The sequence below is a fragment of the Acinetobacter sp. F16 genome, assembly GCF_052712855.1.
This window is the reverse complement of record NZ_JBRATK010000001.1, coordinates 232,756-252,601: the sequence shown is the minus strand read 5'-3', so window position 1 is coordinate 252,601 and position 19,846 is coordinate 232,756. Positions and strand designations below refer to the sequence as shown.

At 37.0% G+C, this 19,846-nt stretch carries 19 protein-coding genes and 1 pseudogene; 6 read left to right on the top strand and 14 right to left on the bottom strand.

Annotated elements, in window-relative coordinates:
- Nucleotides 1-21: 21 nt before the first annotated feature.
- The 8 genes from ACU0NF_RS01225 to ACU0NF_RS01190 all read right to left on the bottom strand — a co-directional run bounded on the left by ACU0NF_RS01225 (nt 22) and on the right by ACU0NF_RS01190 (nt 8,050).
- The gene (locus tag ACU0NF_RS01225; protein ID WP_445659873.1) at nt 22-1,458 is read right to left on the bottom strand and encodes a hypothetical protein; all 1,437 of its coding nucleotides are present in this window, start codon (nt 1,456-1,458) and stop codon (nt 22-24) included.
- Complete coding sequence (gene tssG, locus ACU0NF_RS01220) at nt 1,458-2,450, bottom strand: type VI secretion system baseplate subunit TssG (protein ID WP_445659872.1); 993 nt, start codon at nt 2,448-2,450, stop codon at nt 1,458-1,460. Before tssG ends, ACU0NF_RS01225 begins: the two co-directional genes overlap by 1 nt.
- A complete protein-coding gene (gene tssF / locus ACU0NF_RS01215; RefSeq protein ID WP_445659871.1) occupies nt 2,414-4,222 on the bottom strand; it encodes a type VI secretion system baseplate subunit TssF in 1,809 nt (602 codons plus the stop codon). Before tssF ends, tssG begins: the two co-directional genes overlap by 37 nt.
- Before the next feature lie 11 nt (nt 4,223-4,233).
- Complete coding sequence (tssE, locus tag ACU0NF_RS01210) at nt 4,234-4,710, bottom strand: type VI secretion system baseplate subunit TssE (RefSeq protein ID WP_445659870.1); 477 nt, start codon at nt 4,708-4,710, stop codon at nt 4,234-4,236.
- A gap of 75 nt (nt 4,711-4,785) precedes the next feature.
- The gene (locus ACU0NF_RS01205) at nt 4,786-5,289 is read right to left on the bottom strand and encodes an Hcp family type VI secretion system effector (RefSeq protein WP_171538767.1); all 504 of its coding nucleotides are present in this window, start codon (nt 5,287-5,289) and stop codon (nt 4,786-4,788) included.
- Nucleotides 5,290-5,340: 51 nt separating this feature from the next.
- Entirely contained in the window at nt 5,341-6,822 is a 1,482-nt protein-coding gene (gene tssC, locus ACU0NF_RS01200; protein ID WP_445659869.1) for a type VI secretion system contractile sheath large subunit, read from the bottom strand.
- On the bottom strand, nt 6,815-7,318 hold the full coding sequence (gene tssB / locus ACU0NF_RS01195) for a type VI secretion system contractile sheath small subunit (RefSeq protein WP_445659868.1): 504 nt from the start codon (nt 7,316-7,318) through the stop codon (nt 6,815-6,817). Before tssB ends, tssC begins: the two co-directional genes overlap by 8 nt.
- 15 nt (nt 7,319-7,333) lie before the next feature.
- Nucleotides 7,334-8,050: a hypothetical protein gene (locus tag ACU0NF_RS01190; protein WP_445659867.1), complete on the bottom strand. Its 717-nt coding sequence runs from the start codon at nt 8,048-8,050 to the stop codon at nt 7,334-7,336.
- A gap of 384 nt (nt 8,051-8,434) precedes the next feature.
- Here ACU0NF_RS01190 and tssH point away from each other — a divergent pair, with 384 nt between their 5' ends.
- The 6 genes and pseudogenes from tssH to ACU0NF_RS01160 all read left to right on the top strand — a co-directional run.
- Complete coding sequence (tssH, locus tag ACU0NF_RS01185) at nt 8,435-11,116, top strand: type VI secretion system ATPase TssH (RefSeq protein WP_445659866.1); 2,682 nt, start codon at nt 8,435-8,437, stop codon at nt 11,114-11,116.
- A gap of 49 nt (nt 11,117-11,165) precedes the next feature.
- Nucleotides 11,166-12,293 (top strand): type VI secretion system protein TssA, encoded by a 1,128-nt coding sequence (gene tssA, locus ACU0NF_RS01180; RefSeq protein ID WP_445659865.1) that lies wholly within the window; start codon nt 11,166-11,168, stop codon nt 12,291-12,293.
- A gap of 5 nt (nt 12,294-12,298) precedes the next feature.
- Nucleotides 12,299-13,660: a type VI secretion system baseplate subunit TssK gene (tssK, locus tag ACU0NF_RS01175; RefSeq protein WP_445659864.1), complete on the top strand. Its 1,362-nt coding sequence runs from the start codon at nt 12,299-12,301 to the stop codon at nt 13,658-13,660.
- A 15-nt stretch (nt 13,661-13,675) separates the two neighbouring features.
- Nucleotides 13,676-14,482: a type IVB secretion system protein IcmH/DotU gene (gene icmH / locus ACU0NF_RS01170; protein ID WP_445659863.1), complete on the top strand. Its 807-nt coding sequence runs from the start codon at nt 13,676-13,678 to the stop codon at nt 14,480-14,482.
- 14 nt (nt 14,483-14,496) lie between these two features.
- Nucleotides 14,497-14,925, top strand: a complete 429-nt coding sequence (locus ACU0NF_RS01165) for a hypothetical protein (protein WP_445659862.1) — start codon at nt 14,497-14,499, stop codon at nt 14,923-14,925.
- Between the two features lie 161 nt (nt 14,926-15,086).
- Nucleotides 15,087-15,875: pseudogene (locus ACU0NF_RS01160) on the top strand (M15 family metallopeptidase); the annotation flags it as partial.
- Nucleotides 15,876-15,926: 51 nt separating this feature from the next.
- On the opposite strand, the gene ACU0NF_RS01155 reads toward ACU0NF_RS01160, so the two are convergent.
- From ACU0NF_RS01155 to ACU0NF_RS01130, 6 genes are all read right to left on the bottom strand, one after another.
- The gene (locus ACU0NF_RS01155; protein ID WP_445659861.1) at nt 15,927-16,691 is read right to left on the bottom strand and encodes an alpha/beta fold hydrolase; all 765 of its coding nucleotides are present in this window, start codon (nt 16,689-16,691) and stop codon (nt 15,927-15,929) included.
- A gap of 301 nt (nt 16,692-16,992) precedes the next feature.
- Complete coding sequence (locus ACU0NF_RS01150; RefSeq protein WP_445659860.1) at nt 16,993-17,865, bottom strand: MBL fold metallo-hydrolase; 873 nt, start codon at nt 17,863-17,865, stop codon at nt 16,993-16,995.
- Complete coding sequence (locus ACU0NF_RS01145) at nt 17,862-18,284, bottom strand: DUF6691 family protein (protein WP_445659859.1); 423 nt, start codon at nt 18,282-18,284, stop codon at nt 17,862-17,864. The genes ACU0NF_RS01150 and ACU0NF_RS01145 overlap by 4 nt, the downstream gene beginning before the upstream one ends.
- 1 nt (nt 18,285) lies before the next feature.
- Nucleotides 18,286-18,702 (bottom strand): YeeE/YedE family protein, encoded by a 417-nt coding sequence (locus tag ACU0NF_RS01140; protein WP_445659858.1) that lies wholly within the window; start codon nt 18,700-18,702, stop codon nt 18,286-18,288.
- A 175-nt stretch (nt 18,703-18,877) separates the two neighbouring features.
- Nucleotides 18,878-19,135 (bottom strand): hypothetical protein, encoded by a 258-nt coding sequence (locus tag ACU0NF_RS01135; RefSeq protein WP_131385041.1) that lies wholly within the window; start codon nt 19,133-19,135, stop codon nt 18,878-18,880.
- Nucleotides 19,090-19,842, bottom strand: coding sequence for a zeta toxin (locus ACU0NF_RS01130; protein WP_131385039.1), 753 nt, complete (start codon nt 19,840-19,842; stop codon nt 19,090-19,092). The genes ACU0NF_RS01135 and ACU0NF_RS01130 overlap by 46 nt, the downstream gene beginning before the upstream one ends.
- Nucleotides 19,843-19,846 lie beyond the last annotated feature (4 nt).

The window sequence follows — 19,846 nt, the reverse complement described above, 5'->3', positions numbered from 1 at the left end:
TTTCTTAATTTTTATTAGTATTTAAATGACTTGTTCTTCAAATTGATTTGATTCAGTAACCGCTTGAAAAAAAGCATGGGTTGAAACTTGATCTGTACTGTATATCATTGCCATACCTGCCTCTGGCATATGCATGCCTAACATAAAGCCAAAAATTTTTGCGAGTGATTGTGTATTCCCAAACATTTGTTTTATGTATACAAAATGATGATTTTCTATTAAAGCTGGGGTAAATATCTGATTTATTTTTTTAATCACCGTGATATCAGTTGCATCATCTAAAACCAGTACAAAAGGTTGTTCCTGCTGGGTGTATTTCGTATGACGAGGTACGGCCTGATTTAGACATGTTGCTAGATCATGGACATTGAAAGCAATTTTAAGTGACTTGATGGCTTCTGCATGGTCAATCTTTACGTCCCGAGCAGCTACGCACCAACTGGATGCAAATTCTGCTGCCAAATAATGATCCGACAGCCACATTTTTTCCTCCAGCAACTCTTGATCAATTTCAGAATCCACATTGATCACCAATGACACTTCATGTAATTGTGTTGATATTTGACCTAATAAATTCAGCCAGTCCTTATATGAACTTTGCGAATTGATAAAATGATGTTCGATATATATTTGCTGCGGAATAATACCCAGAGATTCTACAAAATTAAGCAGCATTTCATTGTTTGAATTTTCATCCCAAACATGCAATAAGTTGTCTGCTAATAAAATATGAATATTCAATCGATTTAGACGCGGCACTTGTTCAACCTGAACGTCTTGATCATCTTCATGCTGTGCTTGATAGTCGGGGTCGATCCATGCAGGATGCATGCGATATTGGTATGCCAGTTCACTATCATAAAAGAATGCAGACTGTTTTAAATGTTGAGCCACCTGCAATAGAATTTCACTTTGCTGCTCTAACTGGTGTTGAATCAAGGTTTGGATTCGTTGCAAACGCCCCTGCTTCTCTTCTATATCGTCGTCATCGTTCTGTTGTTCCAATACATTATCCAATGCTGTAATTCTGTATGACAACACAGGTAAGCCATAAGCATTGGTTAAGTGCCGATCCAACTCAGGACTTTTAAAGTTTTTTAATGCATTAATAATGCTCTTATTTTCACCGAATGCATTGAATACAGATGATGAGAAGATATTTAAATTCAGCCATTCAACATCTTCAACTTGTTCATTAATTTCTGATGTTTTTTTATTCGACTGTGGTTCCAATAAGGCTATTTTTTGCTGCTGTTTACGCTTTTTATATGCATGGTAAGCTTTATAAATTAAATAGGGTGCAAGCAGAATTAAAGATAAAACTAATGGTAAAACAATAAAATAGGACAATAAATTCATGCTAGATGGATCATATTGCACATCACGCCAATAATAAATAATCGCTATGCTGACCACTAGAAATATACTGCTAAACGTTGCTAAAACGAGTTTAATCACTAAATATCCCCCAATAATGCATAACAGGTTTCTGAATTATGTTCAGCAGGTTTAGGCATTAAAAAAGCCCCCTGCGCCAAGCCAAGTTGTAAGTTGGAATTTAGACAAAGAGGCTGTAGTTCTTCTTTTTTTAATATCAAACGTAAATCCACCATGAGGGTTGGACTACACCAGGTGGTGAGGATTTTTTTAAGTTTTTCACTCATTTTCTGCTGGGGTAAAAAGCTGAGGTAATCTGTTCGGGACAATGGACCAATCTGGATTTCTATTTTTCCGTCGATTTGTCGAATACTTTCACCACAGAAGGTATTCACACCCAATAAACTTGTGCTTAAGCCGCCCAAAGTTATTTTTTGTGCATCGTCTAATTTGAATTTTTCTTTAATAAACTCTTTGATTTGAAAATCAGTTTTAAAAATACAGTTTAGTATGGTGCTTAAAGCATAAGCCGTATTATTCTGCCCCTGCATTAAACCTGAAAATTCAGCGAAATAGTCATCTAATTCACATTGATCTTGTTGCGAACTGACATAACCATTTAAAGCATGCAGAATATCAAGATAATCATTTTCTTTTTCTATTTCATAACGTACTGGCAAATGATAAGTTAAGCTTGCATCTACATATTGTGCAGTGAGCTTATGATTGAACAATCCCAGAAAGTTAATGGATTCTACTTTCTGCTGCCGACTACTGTGTTTAATTTTATGACTATAGGTATAAGGTAAAGCCCCTTGCATACCGGTTAAACCGACCATTAGATTGGTAATATGTATGTGTTCATTATCCAGTTTTAATGTTTCAATCTCAGATACCGGAAAATTAAGATTTAAAGAACTGTGAAATTTAAAGTTATTCGCCCAATACCCAGCTCTGAATGAATCCGGCACGTGCCGCAACAAACGAGTTGCCTGAATAAACTCATAAGCCGTAGGTATGGTGATTAGATCATCTATTACAGAAGCTTCTTGCCACCAACGTTCTGCACGCATTGGTATAACTCCTGTTGACTATTTGAATCACTGACAATGACATCTACATAACTATTCATCTGAACTTTTAAATTAAAAATATGACTTAAAAGCTGAGTAAATATATATAGGCTATGCCCTCTAAAAACTTGTGCATCAAGGCTTAAATTAACTTTAACGCCTCGTACAAATAATGGAAAAGGTTTCGCCTCAACCAGTTTCTGGGTCAAAGAAAAATGGATATTTTTAATCGAATCGATAATGAGATGATTTTCTTTTGATTTAGATAAATTATAGAGTTCTAAAAGTTCTTTAATATGGCTGACCGCATTGTCTTTCATTAAGGACAAGGTATTCAAAGACAGATGCGAAATAATACGCCATTGTTCTTTCTTATTTTGCTCAAAATAATAGGGCTTATTGGGTCGCTTTAATACAAGTGCGCGCCGTGCCAAGTTACTATCATTCAAATTCAGGATATTATTGGCCTGACTTAAAGCCTCATGCGGCAAATCTCGATTGCAACACAATAACCTGGTACTGATAAAATCAGACTTGGTACTCTGTGGCGATAAGTGTTTTGAAATAATAGAGTAGCCTGTTCCAACAAATTTATTTTGTAATTGCGTTGGATTGACACTATAGAAAAATTGAACGTCATTCTGATGATAATGGCTCATCGCAAAAAATGGCAAAACAGGAAAAGTTCTCTGATCTTGATTACTTTTCTCCCGAATCATATTCATCTCAAGAATTGAATAAACTTGATAAAATTCGGGATGATGAGCATCTGTCACCAAGGAATATTCCAGTTGTTTATGATTGATTTTCTGGGGTTCTGCTTGCTTATTAAATAGATTCACAACTGGTGTCGAGAACAATTTAAAGTTAGCAACATTTAATTCAGCATAATTTTGAATACATGCCTGATCATTCAGATTTAACTTTAAATGAATCAGCACTTCAAATTCGTTTTGCTCGATTGGTAAATGCTTTAAAAAATTTAAATTGAGATTTAGATAATTAAATTTTTCAGGAAAGCAAAAATATTCCATTAACAAACGGTAAGCGTGATGAGTATGCTGATCGATCGGTAATAAACTTTCTGTTTCATCAAAACCCACCACTTCAAATGGATTGGTGATTTCAATAAAATCATTTCCTACTTTTAATGAAAATCCAGTACTTTTATTAAATACATTATCTAAAACCTGTAATGGGAAATTGGAAATTGCATCCAGGTAAATCGGCAATTTTTCATGAATTAACTGTTTTATGCTTTGATTGAAAATTTCAAAACTAAAACTCAAGGTCGCATTTTGATTTAAATGCATATATGCGCTTGGATTGGTCTTAAAATTTAGTTGATTCAATAAAATAGGCAGTAATCTAACTGGTCTCGTCGTCGTAAATTCACACTGTACCCCTTTAAAACTACGTGACTTTAATGCGGTTGATTTAGGAATTTCATGTACTGCAGTCAGTTGTTTAATCTTGTGGATATCCTCAAAACTCACTACTGAACATGCAGGGAAAGGTTTAAGGTATTGAGGAAACATCACCTCGAATAAGGAGCGGGTAAAAACGTCATAACTGTCCGCCAGCTTTTTATCAATACGCGCAGCCACCAGTGAAAAAGCCTGAATCAAACGCTCAATATGCGGATCATCAATTTGTTCCTGGTTGAGCGATAAACGCTGAGCAATTTTTGGATATTTTTGCGCAAATTCACGCGATTGTTGCCCAAATTCTTGTAATTGCTTTTCATAATACGGTAATAGTTCTTCAATCACAGAAAACCCACTTAAGATCGTGCGGAAATAACATATTGTTGTGTTATTGGTTTTAATAAAGCATCAAAAATAACCGGTTCAAATAGAGGATAAATGTTTAAGTAGGCTTGAATGCTTAAACATAGCGCTCCCATATTATGACCATCGAGTAACATCTCGACTTTAATTTGTCTTAACCTCGGTTCATGTGCAGCGATTGACTGTTCAATGGATTGACAGATTTTGTCCCGATCAGTTGGATTCGCGGTGGATAACCCAACAAAATCAATAATTCCAAATTGTAAAATAGATTGTTTTGCTAAAGGGAAATCATCAATTAAGTCATCCAATTTTGCCATACGGCTATTTAGCAAATCCTCTAAATCCGAGGCAACAGATTCCCGCAGTTGTTGAAGCGATATTCCCTGATAGTTTTTCTCTGTTTCAGGCAATAAACGGTTAAATAAAGTTGTTCTAAAACCATATGGATAGAGTTGATCTAGATTCATGTTTTTCTTATTTATTCATGTAATTGATGAAGAAATAGAGGCCAACATAGGTTAGCCACTATTCTGATCACCAAATTAAGCAGCGTAAGATGCTGTATTATTTGATAGTGACCATTTTTTGGTTACAGCACCTTTTTGTGTGCCGTTAATATCTTGTTGATTATAGGTCCACTCTACCGCCGCATATTTCAAACCGAATGATTCAGTAGGTACACCTTCTTCATTTACGTGTGGCGTTACGCTAGATACCAGAACATGTTTCAACTTAATTTGAAGATATTTAATACGTTTATCACCATTGGCACGGTAAAAATCGATTTGAATTTCATCAAAGGTATGGCCAGCTGAACAAGCTTCCCAAAGTTTTGGACTTGTTGCATCCAGATCTTTAATAAACAGCATATCTGAATGTTCAACACGTTCAGCAGTATGTCCACCCACACTTGAAGATGTTGCAGATTTTGGTTGGCGGATATTGTGTGCCCAAGAGTTCACCTCAAGCCAATCTTTATGCTCTGAGTCACGAGATTCGCCGTCAACTTTATATTTTCCTCGGAATTGTACGTATATATCTTTCATTTTTATAAGTTTTCCTATTTTTATTTTAAGTTATTATAAATTGCGCTCTGATTAATGAGAGGACTGAGGTAACTCAGTAACGAGTCGTAAAGAAACTGATAACTCATCCAATTGAAAATGCGGTCTTAAAAAGACCACAGACTTGTAGTGTCCAGGTTGAGCTGGATTCTCTACAACTTTTACTGAAGCTTCACGAAGCGGATATTGTGCTTTCGCTTCTTGCGAGGCTCCATCGTCTAACAAAACGTATTGCGATAACCATTCATTTAAAAATGCTTCAACATTTCCAGCAGAGGCAAAACTCCCCACTTTGTCACGCATCATGGCTTTTAAATAATGGGCAATACGAGAAACCGCCATAATATATTGAATCTGGCTAGATAAAGCTGAATTGGCATTTGCTGTATCGCTATCATATTTTTTCGGTTTTTGAGTCGATTGCGCACCAAAGAAAGCGGCATAATCTGTATTTTTACAATGCACCAGCGGAATAAAGCCTAAATCACTGAGTTCTTTTTCACGACGGTCGGTAATGGCAATTTCAGTTGGACATTTAAAAATCACTTCACCATCATTTGTCTTAAAGGTATGTACGGGTAAACCTTCAACTAGGCCACCACCCTCAACACCACGAATGGCTGCACACCAACCATGCATATCAAAGGCATTGGTTAAACGTGTCGCAAATGCATAAGCCGCATTCATCCACAAATATTCATCATGATTTTGACCAGACACTTCTTCTACGAAGTTAAATCCTTCAGTCACAGTACCTTCTTTAGGATGATATGGCAGACGACCTAATACGCGTGGCATGGTTAATGCGACATAGCGTGCATCATCACTTTCACGGAATGAACGCCATTGAATATATTCAGCTGTTTCAAAAATTTTAGAAACATCACGTGGTCGATCGATATCTGTAAATGATTCAAGCCCAAGGATGTTGGGACTTGCTGCTGAAATAAAGGGTGCATGTGCAGCAGCTGCAACATGAGAAATTTGCGCCAACAAATACATATCTGATGGCGTGCGATCAAATTCAAAATCACCAATTAAAGTTGCATATGGCGCACCACCAAAAGAACCATATTCTTCTTCATAGATTTTTTTAAACAATGTGCTTTGGTCAAAATCTGTCGCACCCTGGAAATCTTTCGTCAGTTCTTTTTTAGTCGTATTAAGCATACGAATTTTGATGAGAGAATGTGAAGGTGTTTCCTGGCAAAAATAATATAAACCACGCCATGTTGATTCAATTTTTTGAAATTGTTCATGATGAATAATTTTGCTTAACTGATTTGAAATCAAATCATCAATTTCTGCAATTCGCTTATCAAGTGACAAAGTCATATTTTCAGAAACGATAATAGTTCCCGCCATAACTTCTTTAACTAATTCGCCAATCAATCTTTTTGCACGGTCATGTTCTTCATCATTACGGGCAATACGGCTTTGCTCCACAATAGAGTCCAGCAAAGTGAATTCTTCAACATCGGTATTGGTCACATGAGCAGTTTGCGAATTATTCATGTTCTGCCTCCGCGCTTAATCTGCGAACTTGATCAGTATTCTGTAAAACCTCATCAAGTAAGTCTTCAAGACGTTCATTATTCGAAATTTTGTTACGTAAATCGGTTAAACGCTCGCGTGCTTCAACCAATTTACGTAAAGGATCAACCTGCTGCACTACATTTTCCGGACGGAAATCTTGCATTGAGTTAAAAGTTAAATCGACTGCCATACGTCCGCCTTCTTTAGTTAAAGTGTTTTCGACCTGAAAATTTGCACGTGGCGCAAGTGATTGCATCACCTCATCAATGTTGTCCAAATCAACATTGATAAATCTTTTATCTTTTAACTTTGTTTTTTCTAATTCTGAAGCCGCTGAAAAATCACCTAATACCCCAATTACAAAAGGTAATTCTTTTACTTCTTTACCATCACCCACTTCTACATCGTAAGTCAGTTGTACACGTGGCGGACGAATTCGTTGTAATTTCTTTTGCACACTTTCACGTTTAGCCATGGATGTTCTCCTATTTTAGTTCTTATTAAATGAAGCAAATGGGCTTGAACCAGAAGCTATCGTATTGCCATTTTGTGGTTTGGCCTGTGCTATGGTGTTTCGTGTAGATGCTTTAGCTATTTTGAGTTGTCCATTGTTATTTTTTTGGTGATTCACCTGAGTGGCTTTATAAGCCGAACGGTTCAAGGAAGCATTTTTATTGAAAGTGTTTTTTGAGAATTTTTTTTGTTTAATTGACGCATCCGTGATGGCCTGAGCATCAGACGTATCCGGTTCAGGTAATGAGACCTGAATATGATCCGATAATTTTTTAGCTGCAGGATAAGTCGTTTGCGCACTTAAATAACGCACTTCATTGGAACGCATATATTGCAAAGAACTCTCGGCAATACCGACCCCTGCAAGAAAAGCAACATCCGTAAGAGCAGCACGTTGAATATTTTGTTGATGTAAATTCTCTACCAACTGCAATGCTTTCAGATTTTTCCCAAGTTGCTGATATTTTTGTGCAGCTTGAATTAATAATTCATTTTGCAAGGCGATATTTTTCTTATTCTTTTTATCGCATATCTGGCTATAAATATTGAGTAAATCGCGGTCAGTTTCACCAGTAACTAAAGGATAATCTTTTATACATCCTTTTTTTAGTTCGACTGGTTTTTCATTAGCAAGGGTTAATTGACTCACCGAGATCATTACAATCAAGGGGATAAAAAATATATTTTTATTCAAAAGATGCCTCTAATTATTCTAATTTTAAATTTTATTGTTTATCTGAGTTAAATCATGTTCCGCGATTTTCTCAATTTAGTTTAATTTTTATGACTTCAAATCAACGTTGCGAATTTAACAAAAAATAATCACTTCAAGTCAACAGGAAATTAACAGTAACCAAGACTATTTGTCATAATTTATTGTGTATTTATGTAAAAGCAGCTAATTTTGATCAAATAATTTTTAACATTTCGAAAGAAATGTGTAGAATGTGCCAGATGCTTTAACAGATAAAAATATAAGGTATTGTTTTTAATAAAAATTAAAAAATAATAAGATCCGTCCCATTCGGCTTGAAATAAAAATAAAAACTGATTGTTCTTTTAGAATGTTGAGTAACATATGAATAATTTAAAAATTTTGATCACAAAATTATCTTCTTGTGCCCGTATAGCACTGGAAAAATCGGCCAACACCTGTATTTCTCAACAAAATTATGAAATAGAAATTGAACATTTCTTTTTAGAACTTCTACAGAATACTGCAAAAAATGATTTACACCTGTTATTAGAAAAGTACAAAATTTCAACTGATGGTTTAATTGCTGACTTAAAACAAAGTATTTCACAATTACCTAAAGGCAATGCACGAACCCCTATTTTTGCAAAATCAATTGTACGTCTATTAGAACAAGCTTGGTTATTGGCTTCGGCAGAACAAAGACCATTAATTCGAAGTGGGCATTTACTGGTTGCAATATTGACTGCATCCGATCTTTATCAAATTGCGACCCGTGCTTCGAGTTTATTTGAATTGTTCCCGATCGATACAATGAAGCATAAGTTTTTGGAGGTATGTTTACACAGTATTGAACAGGAATCTGAACAAAATGAACATTATCAAGATCCAACAATACATCTAGAGCAATTAGAACAAACCTCGAAAAAAACACCGGCTCTGGAGCAATACACCATTAACTTAACTGAAAAAGCAAAAAATGGTGCAATTGACCCGGTGATTGGCCGTGAATTTGAAATTCGCTTGATGCTTGATATTTTAATGCGCCGTCGTCAGAACAATCCGATTTTAACAGGCGAACCCGGAGTTGGAAAAACCGCAGTCGTTGAAGGTTTGGCTCTAAAAATAGCCAACAATCAGGTTCCAGATGCCTTAAAAAATGTCCATTTGCATGTTCTGGATATGGGGCTATTACAAGCAGGTGCCAGCGTTAAAGGGGAATTTGAAAACCGATTAAAACAAGTGATTCAGGAAGTTCAAAATTCTAGTCATCCCATTATCCTATTTATTGATGAAGCACATACCTTGATTGGTGCGGGTGGCCAGGCAGGTCAGAATGATGCGGCTAATTTACTCAAACCGGCTTTGGCTCGTGGTGAATTACGTACCATTGCGGCAACCACTTGGGCTGAATATAAGCAATATTTTGAAAAGGATGCTGCGTTAAGCCGTCGTTTTCAAGTGGTTAAGATTGAAGAACCAACAGAAGCTGTTGCAATAGATATGCTACGCGCAATGATTCCGGTGATGGCAAAGCATTTTAATTTGCAGATTGATGATGAGGCGATTGTGGCAGCAGTACACTCCTCTCATCGTTATATGAGTGGTCGTCAACTTCCCGATAAAGCGATTAGCGTACTCGATACAGCAGCTGCGCGTGTTGCACTTACGCAGAATGCTCAACCGGTAAAGTTGGATCAACTCCAAGCACAACTGCATAATTTAAATCTTGAACGCGATATTCTGGAAAACGAGCATAAAAATTTACCGATTCATCATGAACGTTTAGAAGCATTGGGTCAAAAAATTGAAGTACTTGAATCTGAAATTATCGCTACTGAACAACAGTGGCAATCTGAACTTGAAATTGTTCAAAATATTCAAGCACTTGAAAACAAAGATCAGTTAGCTGAATATTCAGATCAAGATAAACATACGATTTCTGCCCTTCGTCAGCAATTGACCGCTACACAAGGTTCAACACCTTTAGTATTCGAACGTGTAAATGCTCAAATGATTAATGAAATTATTTCAGACTGGACCGGCATTCCTGTAGGGAAAATGGTTAGTGATGAAATTAAACAGGTTCTGACTTTAGAAGACAAACTTGCTGAACGTGTGATGGGACAAGATTATGCATTACAGCAACTGGTTCAGGGCATCAAAACTTCAAAAGCAAAACTCGAAGACCCGAATAAACCACAAGGTGTATTTTTATTGGTGGGTCCAAGTGGTGTAGGTAAAACTGAAACAGCTTTAGCCCTTGCTCACGAATTATATGGGGGTGAGTCTCACTTGATTACTATCAATATGTCTGAATATCAAGAAGCACATACCGTTTCATCGCTTAAAGGTGCTCCCCCAGGATATGTGGGATATGGTCAAGGGGGCGTTTTAACTGAAGCGGTACGCCGTAATCCTTATAGCGTTGTCTTGCTGGATGAAATTGAAAAAGCACATAGCGATGTTCAGGAATTATTTTATCAAGTTTTCGACAAGGGCATGCTTGAAGATGGCGAAGGCCGTTTAATTGACTTTAAAAATACCACGATTCTTTTAACTTCCAATACAGGCTCGAGTGCCATTATGCAAGCCTGCTTAAACTTGCCTGTTAAAGAATGGCCAACAGCAGAAGAATTAATCGTTCATTTAAAGCCAAATTTATATCAACGATTTAAACCGGCATTTTTAGGTCGTATGCGTGTGGTTCCTTTTTTTCCTTTACATGATGAATTACTGCTACGCATCATCACACATAAACTGGGCAAAATTACTGCACGTTTAGAACAACAATACACCACCAAAGTTACCTATAGTGAAGATCTGATTGAATTACTGCTTAGCCGTTGCACCGAAGTCGATAGTGGCGCACGCAATGTGGATAACATCCTGAATGCATCGGTATTGCCTGCTTTAGCCACAGAGATTCTGGTTTGCTTGGCAGAACAGAAGTTACCTAAACAAATATTTATTAATGTTCTGGATGACAAAATTGTTTATCAACTTGACCCGGTAGCTAAAACAACAAAAAAACGTACGAAAAAAGCCAAAGTTATAGAAGCATAATTTTAAAAAACTTTATTTTAAAAAAATTAAAAAAAGAGAAAGGCAGGACATGAGTCTAGAACTCGAAGCATTATTAAAAGCAATTTCAGTTGAAGCCCCGTGCGGGATGGATTGTTCATTTTCCAATGAGTTTCATGCCATTAAGAAAGCAAAAACTCAGGATGATCCATTGTTAGATCAGGGTGACTGGATTGCTGAGCCTAAACAGGCCGATTGGAACTTTGTAAATAGCAAAGCCACTGAATTGCTGACTGAAAAAACCAAGGATATTCGGTTGTATAGCTGGTTGATTGAAGCATGGTCAAATATATATGGCTTTGAAGGTGTAGCCAAAGGTTTGGAGTTAACCCAACGGAGCTTAAGTGATTTCTGGATGTTATTGCATCCAGAAATTGAAGATGATGATTTGGATCAACGTCTGGGTTTACTGCAAGGACTGATTAATCAGCTGCCAGTATCAATCAAAAATATCCCTGTGGTGAATGCATCACCTTTTTATTGTTTAATTGATTATGAGGCTTTACTGCATCAACAAAATTTACGCCGTAAACATACTGAAGATAATGATGAAGTTAACTTGAACTCATCATTTGAACAATTTCAACAAGCACTTTTTAATACTTCTAAATCTTTTCAGTATAAAAATTATCAAACATATTTAGAAATTTTGAAACAGTGGAATATTTTAAAAGATGTCCTGAATGGCTTAATGGGCCTAGATGCTCCAAGTTTTGCCTTGATCGATTCTCAACTGGAATCCATTCATAGTAATCTAAAAAAAATATATAAAGCGGATGCCTTCGGTTCGCAACAAGAAGATATAAATAAAATAAATCTTGAATCTGGAACAGAAATTTTGCCTGAAGCTATTCATTCACCGATTGAAATTGCATCCACAATAACCACAAGGCATCCACAAAAATTTCAACCCCAACTTCAAAATCATGTGGCAAATCGTGAACAAGCTATGCAAGTTCTACAAGACATTGCTGATTATTTTCAAGCCAATGAGCCGCATAGCCCGGTCAGCTATATGCTGCAAAAAACCATTAAATGGAATCAGATGCCGTTACATGAATGGCTCAGCCAAGTCATAAAAAATGAAAATCCATTAGAAACTGTACATGAACTTTTAGGTGTACAAAAAAATAATCATGACACAAATATCGATGGGTAACTTAAATGTTTAAAGCAGAAAAGATTCTTTGGGGCGAAGGCTTATTTTTACGCCCACAACATTTTCAATTACAGGATGCCTATCATGAACAGCGCTTGAATCATACGATTCGTTCGACCATTCCTTTTGCTTATGGTGTGCAATCCATCGAATTTGATGAAGTGCAATTAAGTAATCATGTCCTGGCTTTGGAAAAAGTGAACATGATTTGGCAAGATGGAGATATTTACCAGGCGCCTGCACGCGACTTATTACCCCAACCCATTCAAATGGATGATTTAAGTTTACGTGGTGAAATAATGGTTTATTTGGCCTTACCGTTGATTCAGCCGAATAAACGTAATGTAGCGTTTGAAACCAGTACCCAGCCTAGCCGTTATCATTCACATCATACAGAAACTCATGATTTGTTTACTGATGCGAGTGCAGCAGATATCACTTTATTACGACGCCGTGCGGAATTTAAATTATTTGAATCCAGTGTTGAACCCAACCATGAACTAGATGGCTTTTTGTATTTACCCGTAGCGAAAGTTAAACGTCAAAGTTCTGGAAATTTTGAACTTGATCGCAAGTTTATTCCTCCAATCCTGCATATTGAAGCATGCGAAACGCTGATTTCCGGGTTAAAACGTACCTTGAATGTGATCAAGGCCAAGATTAAAACCATTCAAAGCAACAATCGTGAAAATGAGCAAAAGTTGATTGAATTCCGTTCAGGCGATATTGTCTCTTTTTGGTTGGTCAATGCCTTAAATACTGCACATGCGACCCTGAATCATCTATTACAATATCCGCATATTCATCCAGAACGACTGTTTTTTGAATTATTACGTTTAACCGGATCACTGCTCACCTTTTCTACTGCATATGAAGTTGATCAATTACCACAGTATAAGCACCATCAATTGCAAGAAAGTTTTTCCCAGCTAGATGTTATTTTACGCGATTTACTCGATACGATTATTTCAAATCGCTATATCAGTATTGCCTTAAAAGAAATGCGCCCATCTTATTGGCTTGGAAGCTTGGAATCAGACAAAATTACGCGTGAAACACGACTTTATATTGCAGTTTCAAGTGGCATGATGCAAAACCATGAACTGGTTCAGTTGGTACCGCTACGTTTTAAAGTTGGTAATATCATGGATGTTGAACAGCGTGTAGTTGCAGCCCTTCCAGTCATTCCTTTACATCACTTAATGCAAGTTCCAACCGCTATTCCAGTACGTTCCGGTGTCAGTTATTTCGAAATTGAACCGAATAATGAGTTATACCAACGGATGCTAGAAGCGGAATCGATTTGTATTTATATCCCTGCAGGTTTTCAGGATATCTCGATTGAACTGATTGCAGTGATGCAATAGTTAAGGATCATTACCATGACTATAAATAATAATGCCCCTTCGCTCTTTGAGGATGGCAAAATTGGGATAGGTCTGAACCCAAGCATAACTCAATCTAAAATCACCAGTACGGCTAATCTTGTCGATTTATTATATGATGGTTTCTATATCGTTTTTTTACTGAAAAACCAATATGTTCCAGCCAATGCAGATGAATTTCGTGACAAGATCTTGAATCTGTTAAACCGCTTTGAAAATCAGGCGCGAAAGCTGCAATTTTCAGCAGATGATATTCATGATGCCAAATATGCCTATTGTGCATTACTGGATGAAACCATTGTCACACAACAAGATGCACAGTTTTTTGAGTTGCAGAATCACTGGATGATTAGCCCATTACAATTAAGCCTTTTTGGTTCACAACTGGCAGGCTATCGTTTTTTTGAAATCCTGGAATCACTTCGTAGTCACGGTAAAGAACGGCTGGCAGCACTGGAAGTCTTTCATTACTGCATGCTTCTGGGTTTTCATGGAAAATTCAGAATTGAGTCTATACAAAATTTAAGTCATCTGGTGGCACGTGTTGGAGATGAAATTGACTTTTTAAAAGGCAAAAAAACCGCCTTTTCTCCATTTGCTGCCTTGCCTGATCAAATTAAAAATATTATTCATCGCGAATTACCATTTTTTGGGATTTTAATCTTTTTAGCAATTTTTGCCTTATTGTCATTTATTGGCTTGAATTTTATGCTTTCCAAGCAAAATAATAATTCATTAGCAGGTTATCAGAACATTATTAGTTCACCTGCCGAACAAGCCTATATCACCATTCATTTACCATAAAAGAAAATAAAAAAATGGCAAAAGAAAAACAGATTTCTTTGAGAATATTACAGCCTGCAAAAAAGATACCTCACCCACCCGTATCGTATGCAGTTTTAGGTTTTTGTATGGGCGTTATTTTTAGCGCTATTGCAGGTTCTGTTTATTTACATCATTTCATTCATAATAAAATTGAAAGTAGCTTGCTATCCACCCATACAGACCACCTCGAACAAGATAATCTAAAAAATAAGCTGCTTACTACAGAGCTAGACACTCGTATCATTAAACCGGATATTCATACCCATCAGTCAGGGCAAGATATGGAATATTCTATTGAATTTCCTCGACCTCAAAAGAATGATTTAAATAAAATATTTATACCTCAGGTCCAATCAAAACTTGGGGCAAAAAGCTTAAACAAAACGCCAGCAGTGCCCAAAGAAACCGCCGTGGCTCCATGATTGTTGTCATCTTTATTTGCTTTATATGTTTGGCTTGCAGCCTGGCTTTATTATTTTCTTATGAATTACGCGCTAAAGTACAACAATCTTTTCTGGTGCTTATTCCTCAAAGTAAGAAGCAATTAAACTCTGTCAGGTATTTTGCTCAACAGTTGAATAATGCTGCAGCTCCTGAACAAATCCAGTCGCATTGGCATTTACAACAATGGTGGATTCTGGCTGCCGGCTTTTTTCTGTTTACCAGTATCTTGTTTTTTGCATTTACGCGATCGATTAATCCAACCAAAATTGAAGCCGATTATTTAAGAGATGTGGATCCTCAAATTTATGCCTTGCTTGAGGGACAAATACTTTCACCACCACCCGAAGTGGAAGAATCACTCATTGAAGAAGCTATTATTGCTGCAACGAATATTGAGTCTGCTCAGCCCAATGTTCAGGCAAAAGTATTTAACCCAAATGTTGAAGATGTGCATATGCAGCATTCACATGCCGATCTGGCAGCGGCTGATCGCAAGTGGCACAAAATGAATCCGCGTTATAAACAGCGTTTACTGATGGTCTTTAAAATCATGCAGCAACGTCATGGTTATGAAATGGTGTTATTAGAGGGTTATCGCAGTCCTGAACGTCAAAATTCCTTGGCGGGTAATAGCAATATTACCCGTGCCAGAGGTTTTCAAAGTTATCATCAATTTGGTTTAGCCGCCGATGTGGCCTTTAAGCGCAATGGCAAAGTGGTTATTTCTGAACGTGACCCATGGGCAATGCAAGGCTACCAATTATATGGGGAAGTTGCAGAATCGGTAGGTTTGACTTGGGGTGGCCGTTGGAAATCCATTCAGGATTATGGTCATACAGAATATCGCATGCCAGGACTTAGAAAAACGGCTGAAATGGCTGAACAGCTCACCTCTGAAGGTCAACTGTTGGCAAATAATATAAATTAATCAATTACAGCAGCAGCTGAATTTATCAGCTGCTACTTTTAATATTTGAGCCTAGTTTAAGTATTTATTCATTTCATCCAGAACTTGCTGGGTTTTCTCCGCATGTAACCAATGTCCTGCATCTTCTAGCACTACAATTTTAGCATGGGGAAATTGCTGCCGGATCGCAGCAAAATGTTCATCTTTACTGATATATGCAGATTTACCGCCACGAATGAACAATGCTTCTTTTTGCCAAGGCTGTATCACATCCCAATTTATAATATCCGGGTAATAGTTAAATAAAGCCTCAACATTAAATAGCCATTGTCCCTTGTTAAACGATTTCATTAAAAACTGGATTACCATTTCTTCATGCAAATATTCACGCATGATCTGCATTGCCTGTTGTCGGCTTTCAATCTGTGCATTTTGTACTGCAAATAAGGCCTTAAAAATTTGATCGTGATGACTTTCTTTATATGCAAATGGAGTCATATCCAGCACGACCAATTGTTCTAAGCGCTCTCCTGCACTATTCGCCAATTGCATGGCAATTTTTCCGCCCATAGAATGGCCAATCACGGAGAATTTTTGAATATTCAAAGCATCCAGTGTTTCCAGAATATCCGCTGCCATGACTGGATAATTCATTTCTGGCGAATGGGCTGAATGTCCATGATTACGGACATCAATTTGAATCACTGAATGGGATTGATAATATGCACGCGCCAGCATGCCCAAATTGCTTAAACTGCCAAAAAGACCGTGAATAAATACCAGAGGTGTTTTTTCTGTAGCCGCTTCATTGAGATGAATTTGATAGTTGAGAATCATGGATTTCTTTCATTACATTTTTAGATAGTCTTATGTTTATTGATAATAGGTATTTAATCAATTGCCATTTTTTAAAAATATATTTTTGCTTAGGCTATTTACAACTATATAAAATGGATAAAAAAGATTCCTTCTCGGAATATCATTCCCTTTGGATAATTTTTAAGAACAAGCAAGATCAAGAAATACATGAGGTTGAATTTATAATATATTTAAAAACATATATTTACAATAAAAACCTATAAGATTAATCTTTATCCATATTCAGACCTTTCCTCATGTCTTCCTGCAGTAAAATCGCTTATTTAAAATAATTTAAGGGCAATTTTAAATAGCGAATGCCATTTGCTTCAGCTTCTGGAAACTGTCCGCCTCTCATATTGATCTGGATCGCAGGTAAAATCAGTTTAGGCATGGACAAGGTAGCATCACGGCGGTTTCGCATCTCAACAAAAGCAGTTTTAGTGGTACTAGCATTCAGATGAATGTTGGTATTCTTCTGCTCAGCAATACTACTTTCACAGCTATATTGCTGCCGTTCTTTGGGTAAATAATCATGACACAGGAAAACCCGGATATTTTCATCTAATTGATAGAGCTTTTTGACTGAATCAAATAAATCAGCAGCACTGCCCTTCGGAAAATCGCAACGCGCTGTGCCATAGTCCGGCATAAATAAGGTATCCCCGACAAATACCGCATCATCAATCACATAGCTTAGACAGGCTGGCGTATGCCCTGGCGTTGGGATGTTATAGGCAGTCAATTGACCAATGTTAAACTGTTCGCCATCTTCAAATAAATGATCAAATAATTGATAAGCATTTAAGTGTTTGATGTCTATATTATAAATTGCACCAAATGTTTCCTGCACAATGGCAATTTTTTTGCTCATTGCGATTTTGCCACCTAATTTTTCTTTTAAATACTGCGATGCTGTGAGATGGTCTGCATGGACATGGGTTTCCAAAATCCATTCTACGCTTAGGCTATTTTGATATATATAGTCAATGATTTGATCGGCATGCGTGGTCTTGGTTGTCGCAGACGGCGCATCATAATCCAGAACACTATCGATAATTGCACAGCGCTGACTTATAGGATCTGTCACGACATAACTAAAGGTATTGGTCTGCTCATCAAAAAAATGCTGCACTTGTGGATGTTGCTTCATGAATTTCTTCCCATCAATTTACGATGAATTAACATGCCAATCATCATTGCGGCTATAAAATAAAGGGCTTGATAATATCCCAGACCAATCAGAGTCAGACTTGGTGCTGGGCAAATTCCTGCAATCCCCCAACCGATCCCAAAAATCAAACTTCCCGTTACAAGCTTAGAATCTATCTTATTATTTTTAGATAAATCAATGGCATCTCCATACACTGTTTTAGGCGCCTGCTGATGCACTGCTTTTTGAAATGGAATAAATGTCACGGCGATCGCCCCAAGCATCACAAATGCAAGACTTGGATCCCATTGACCAAACAGGTCTAAAAAATCCAATACCTTTTTCGGATTAGACATGCCGGACAGCATAAGCCCAACTGAAAAAATTCCCCCGAAGACAAAAGCCCAAAGATTTTTCATATCAGAATGCTCCAGTAATATGGCGAATGATATAAACCGTCACGAACCCTGCGAACATAAACGTCAATGTTGCAACGATTGAACGTTTAGACAGTCGGCTTATGCCACAAATCCCGTGCCCACTGGTGCACCCACAGCCCATTTGGGTACCAAAGCCCACCAATAATCCCGCAACAATCATCATCAACGGACTTGCCTTAAATTCAATATTGGGCGTTTGCAGCATGCCATAGAAAAATGGCACCACAAATAACCCGAGCACAAACCATAATGCTGGGGTCTTAAATATCGTTTGAGGATTTAATACTTGAGCAATCAGGCCACTCACCCCAGCAATACGACCGTTGACGTACAAATATCCCACGACGGCCAAACCTATAAGTGTTCCACCTAGAAATGCGAGCAAGAAATCGTGCATGTGTTAGTGTTCCAAACAATATACTTTTAAATATTATATATAAAAATATATTTATATGATGGATATTTTGTGAATTGAATATCGAAAGATGGAAAATTAGGCAAAACCACCCTATAAATCACTATACGTCTTACACAGCGTAACTACTATAAAGTATGGTTAAATCTTGTTTAATTTATTGCAGACCTTTTAAAAATCCAAATGGATTCCACGCGTCAACTAATATATCAATTAAATTACTGCCTACTGCTGCTGCAAAATCAAATATTTCCAATTCTGAAGTCATATCTATATTGTGATTCTTGTGTTGTTGCTCGTGCTCAATTTCGGGTACATCAATATCTGCATCAATGGTTTTTATCTTATGAAATGATCCAAGAAGATTTCTTATTCTTCTATAAAATTTTTCAGGACTTTTTCTGCAAACCACCATGGCAATTGCTGAAGCTCAGGATTCATTTTTAAAGTTTCTGTCGATTGAATTTCTGCAATAAATGCAGCCTTTTCACCATTGGAAGAGTTATCAAACAAATAGGTTCGGTCACTGGCATCTACCGCCTGCATAAGTAAATCCATACTACGGTAATAGCGTTCCACAATCTTTTGTTCTGGTACAGGATGTCCACCCACACTGACTCGATATTTAACTCGAGCAATATTAATCATCGGATCTACAGTCGATACATAATATAAATAGGTCTTAAAACCCTGGCATTTGGCTTGTTGTAGAAATTCCACTTTAGAAATATGCGACATCACCGTTTCAAAAGTAAAACTAATCTTCAAATGTAAAAATTCCAGGCGAATATAATCAATAATACGTGCGCAGAGATAGGAATCTATTTCCGATGTATCAAACTGAATGTTCCCATTCTCTAATAAAACAGGCTCGCTTTTTAGCAAAGTAACCAACTGACCAGCACTCGGACGTTTTTTCTGTTTGAGGAAATCTATTAGATCTTGTGCTTTTAAAGCAGGATGATAAGCCCTCAAATCCAGTTGATGGCGAGTATTCAGGTTTTGTTCTAATTCATCGGCATTTAAATAAGCCCCAATATGATGGGGCAATAAATATTCTTTGACTGTACTCTTTCCAGATCCATTGGGACCGGCAAACATTCTTATTCTTGGTTGAGGCATTAAA

Excerpts from the sequence above, each read along its gene's own strand:
- tssG (WP_445659872.1), bottom strand. The coding sequence starts at position 2,450 with ATGCGTGCAGAACGTTGGTGGCAAGAAGCTTCTGTAATAGATGATCTA.
- tssE (WP_445659870.1), bottom strand. The coding sequence starts at position 4,710 with ATGAATCTAGATCAACTCTATCCATATGGTTTTAGAACAACTTTATTT.
- ACU0NF_RS01205 (WP_171538767.1), bottom strand. The coding sequence starts at position 5,289 with ATGAAAGATATATACGTACAATTCCGAGGAAAATATAAAGTTGACGGC.
- tssC (WP_445659869.1), bottom strand. The coding sequence starts at position 6,822 with ATGAATAATTCGCAAACTGCTCATGTGACCAATACCGATGTTGAAGAA.
- tssB (WP_445659868.1), bottom strand. The coding sequence starts at position 7,318 with ATGGCTAAACGTGAAAGTGTGCAAAAGAAATTACAACGAATTCGTCCG.
- tssH (WP_445659866.1), top strand. The coding sequence starts at position 8,435 with ATGAATAATTTAAAAATTTTGATCACAAAATTATCTTCTTGTGCCCGT.
- tssA (WP_445659865.1), top strand. The coding sequence starts at position 11,166 with ATGAGTCTAGAACTCGAAGCATTATTAAAAGCAATTTCAGTTGAAGCC.
- tssK (WP_445659864.1), top strand. The coding sequence starts at position 12,299 with ATGTTTAAAGCAGAAAAGATTCTTTGGGGCGAAGGCTTATTTTTACGC.
- icmH (WP_445659863.1), top strand. The coding sequence starts at position 13,676 with ATGACTATAAATAATAATGCCCCTTCGCTCTTTGAGGATGGCAAAATT.
- ACU0NF_RS01165 (WP_445659862.1), top strand. The coding sequence starts at position 14,497 with ATGGCAAAAGAAAAACAGATTTCTTTGAGAATATTACAGCCTGCAAAA.
- ACU0NF_RS01155 (WP_445659861.1), bottom strand. The coding sequence starts at position 16,691 with ATGATTCTCAACTATCAAATTCATCTCAATGAAGCGGCTACAGAAAAA.
- ACU0NF_RS01150 (WP_445659860.1), bottom strand. The coding sequence starts at position 17,865 with ATGAAGCAACATCCACAAGTGCAGCATTTTTTTGATGAGCAGACCAAT.
- ACU0NF_RS01145 (WP_445659859.1), bottom strand. The coding sequence starts at position 18,284 with ATGAAAAATCTTTGGGCTTTTGTCTTCGGGGGAATTTTTTCAGTTGGG.
- ACU0NF_RS01140 (WP_445659858.1), bottom strand. The coding sequence starts at position 18,702 with ATGCACGATTTCTTGCTCGCATTTCTAGGTGGAACACTTATAGGTTTG.
- ACU0NF_RS01135 (WP_131385041.1), bottom strand. The coding sequence starts at position 19,135 with ATGGTGGTTTGCAGAAAAAGTCCTGAAAAATTTTATAGAAGAATAAGA.
- ACU0NF_RS01130 (WP_131385039.1), bottom strand. The coding sequence starts at position 19,842 with ATGCCTCAACCAAGAATAAGAATGTTTGCCGGTCCCAATGGATCTGGA.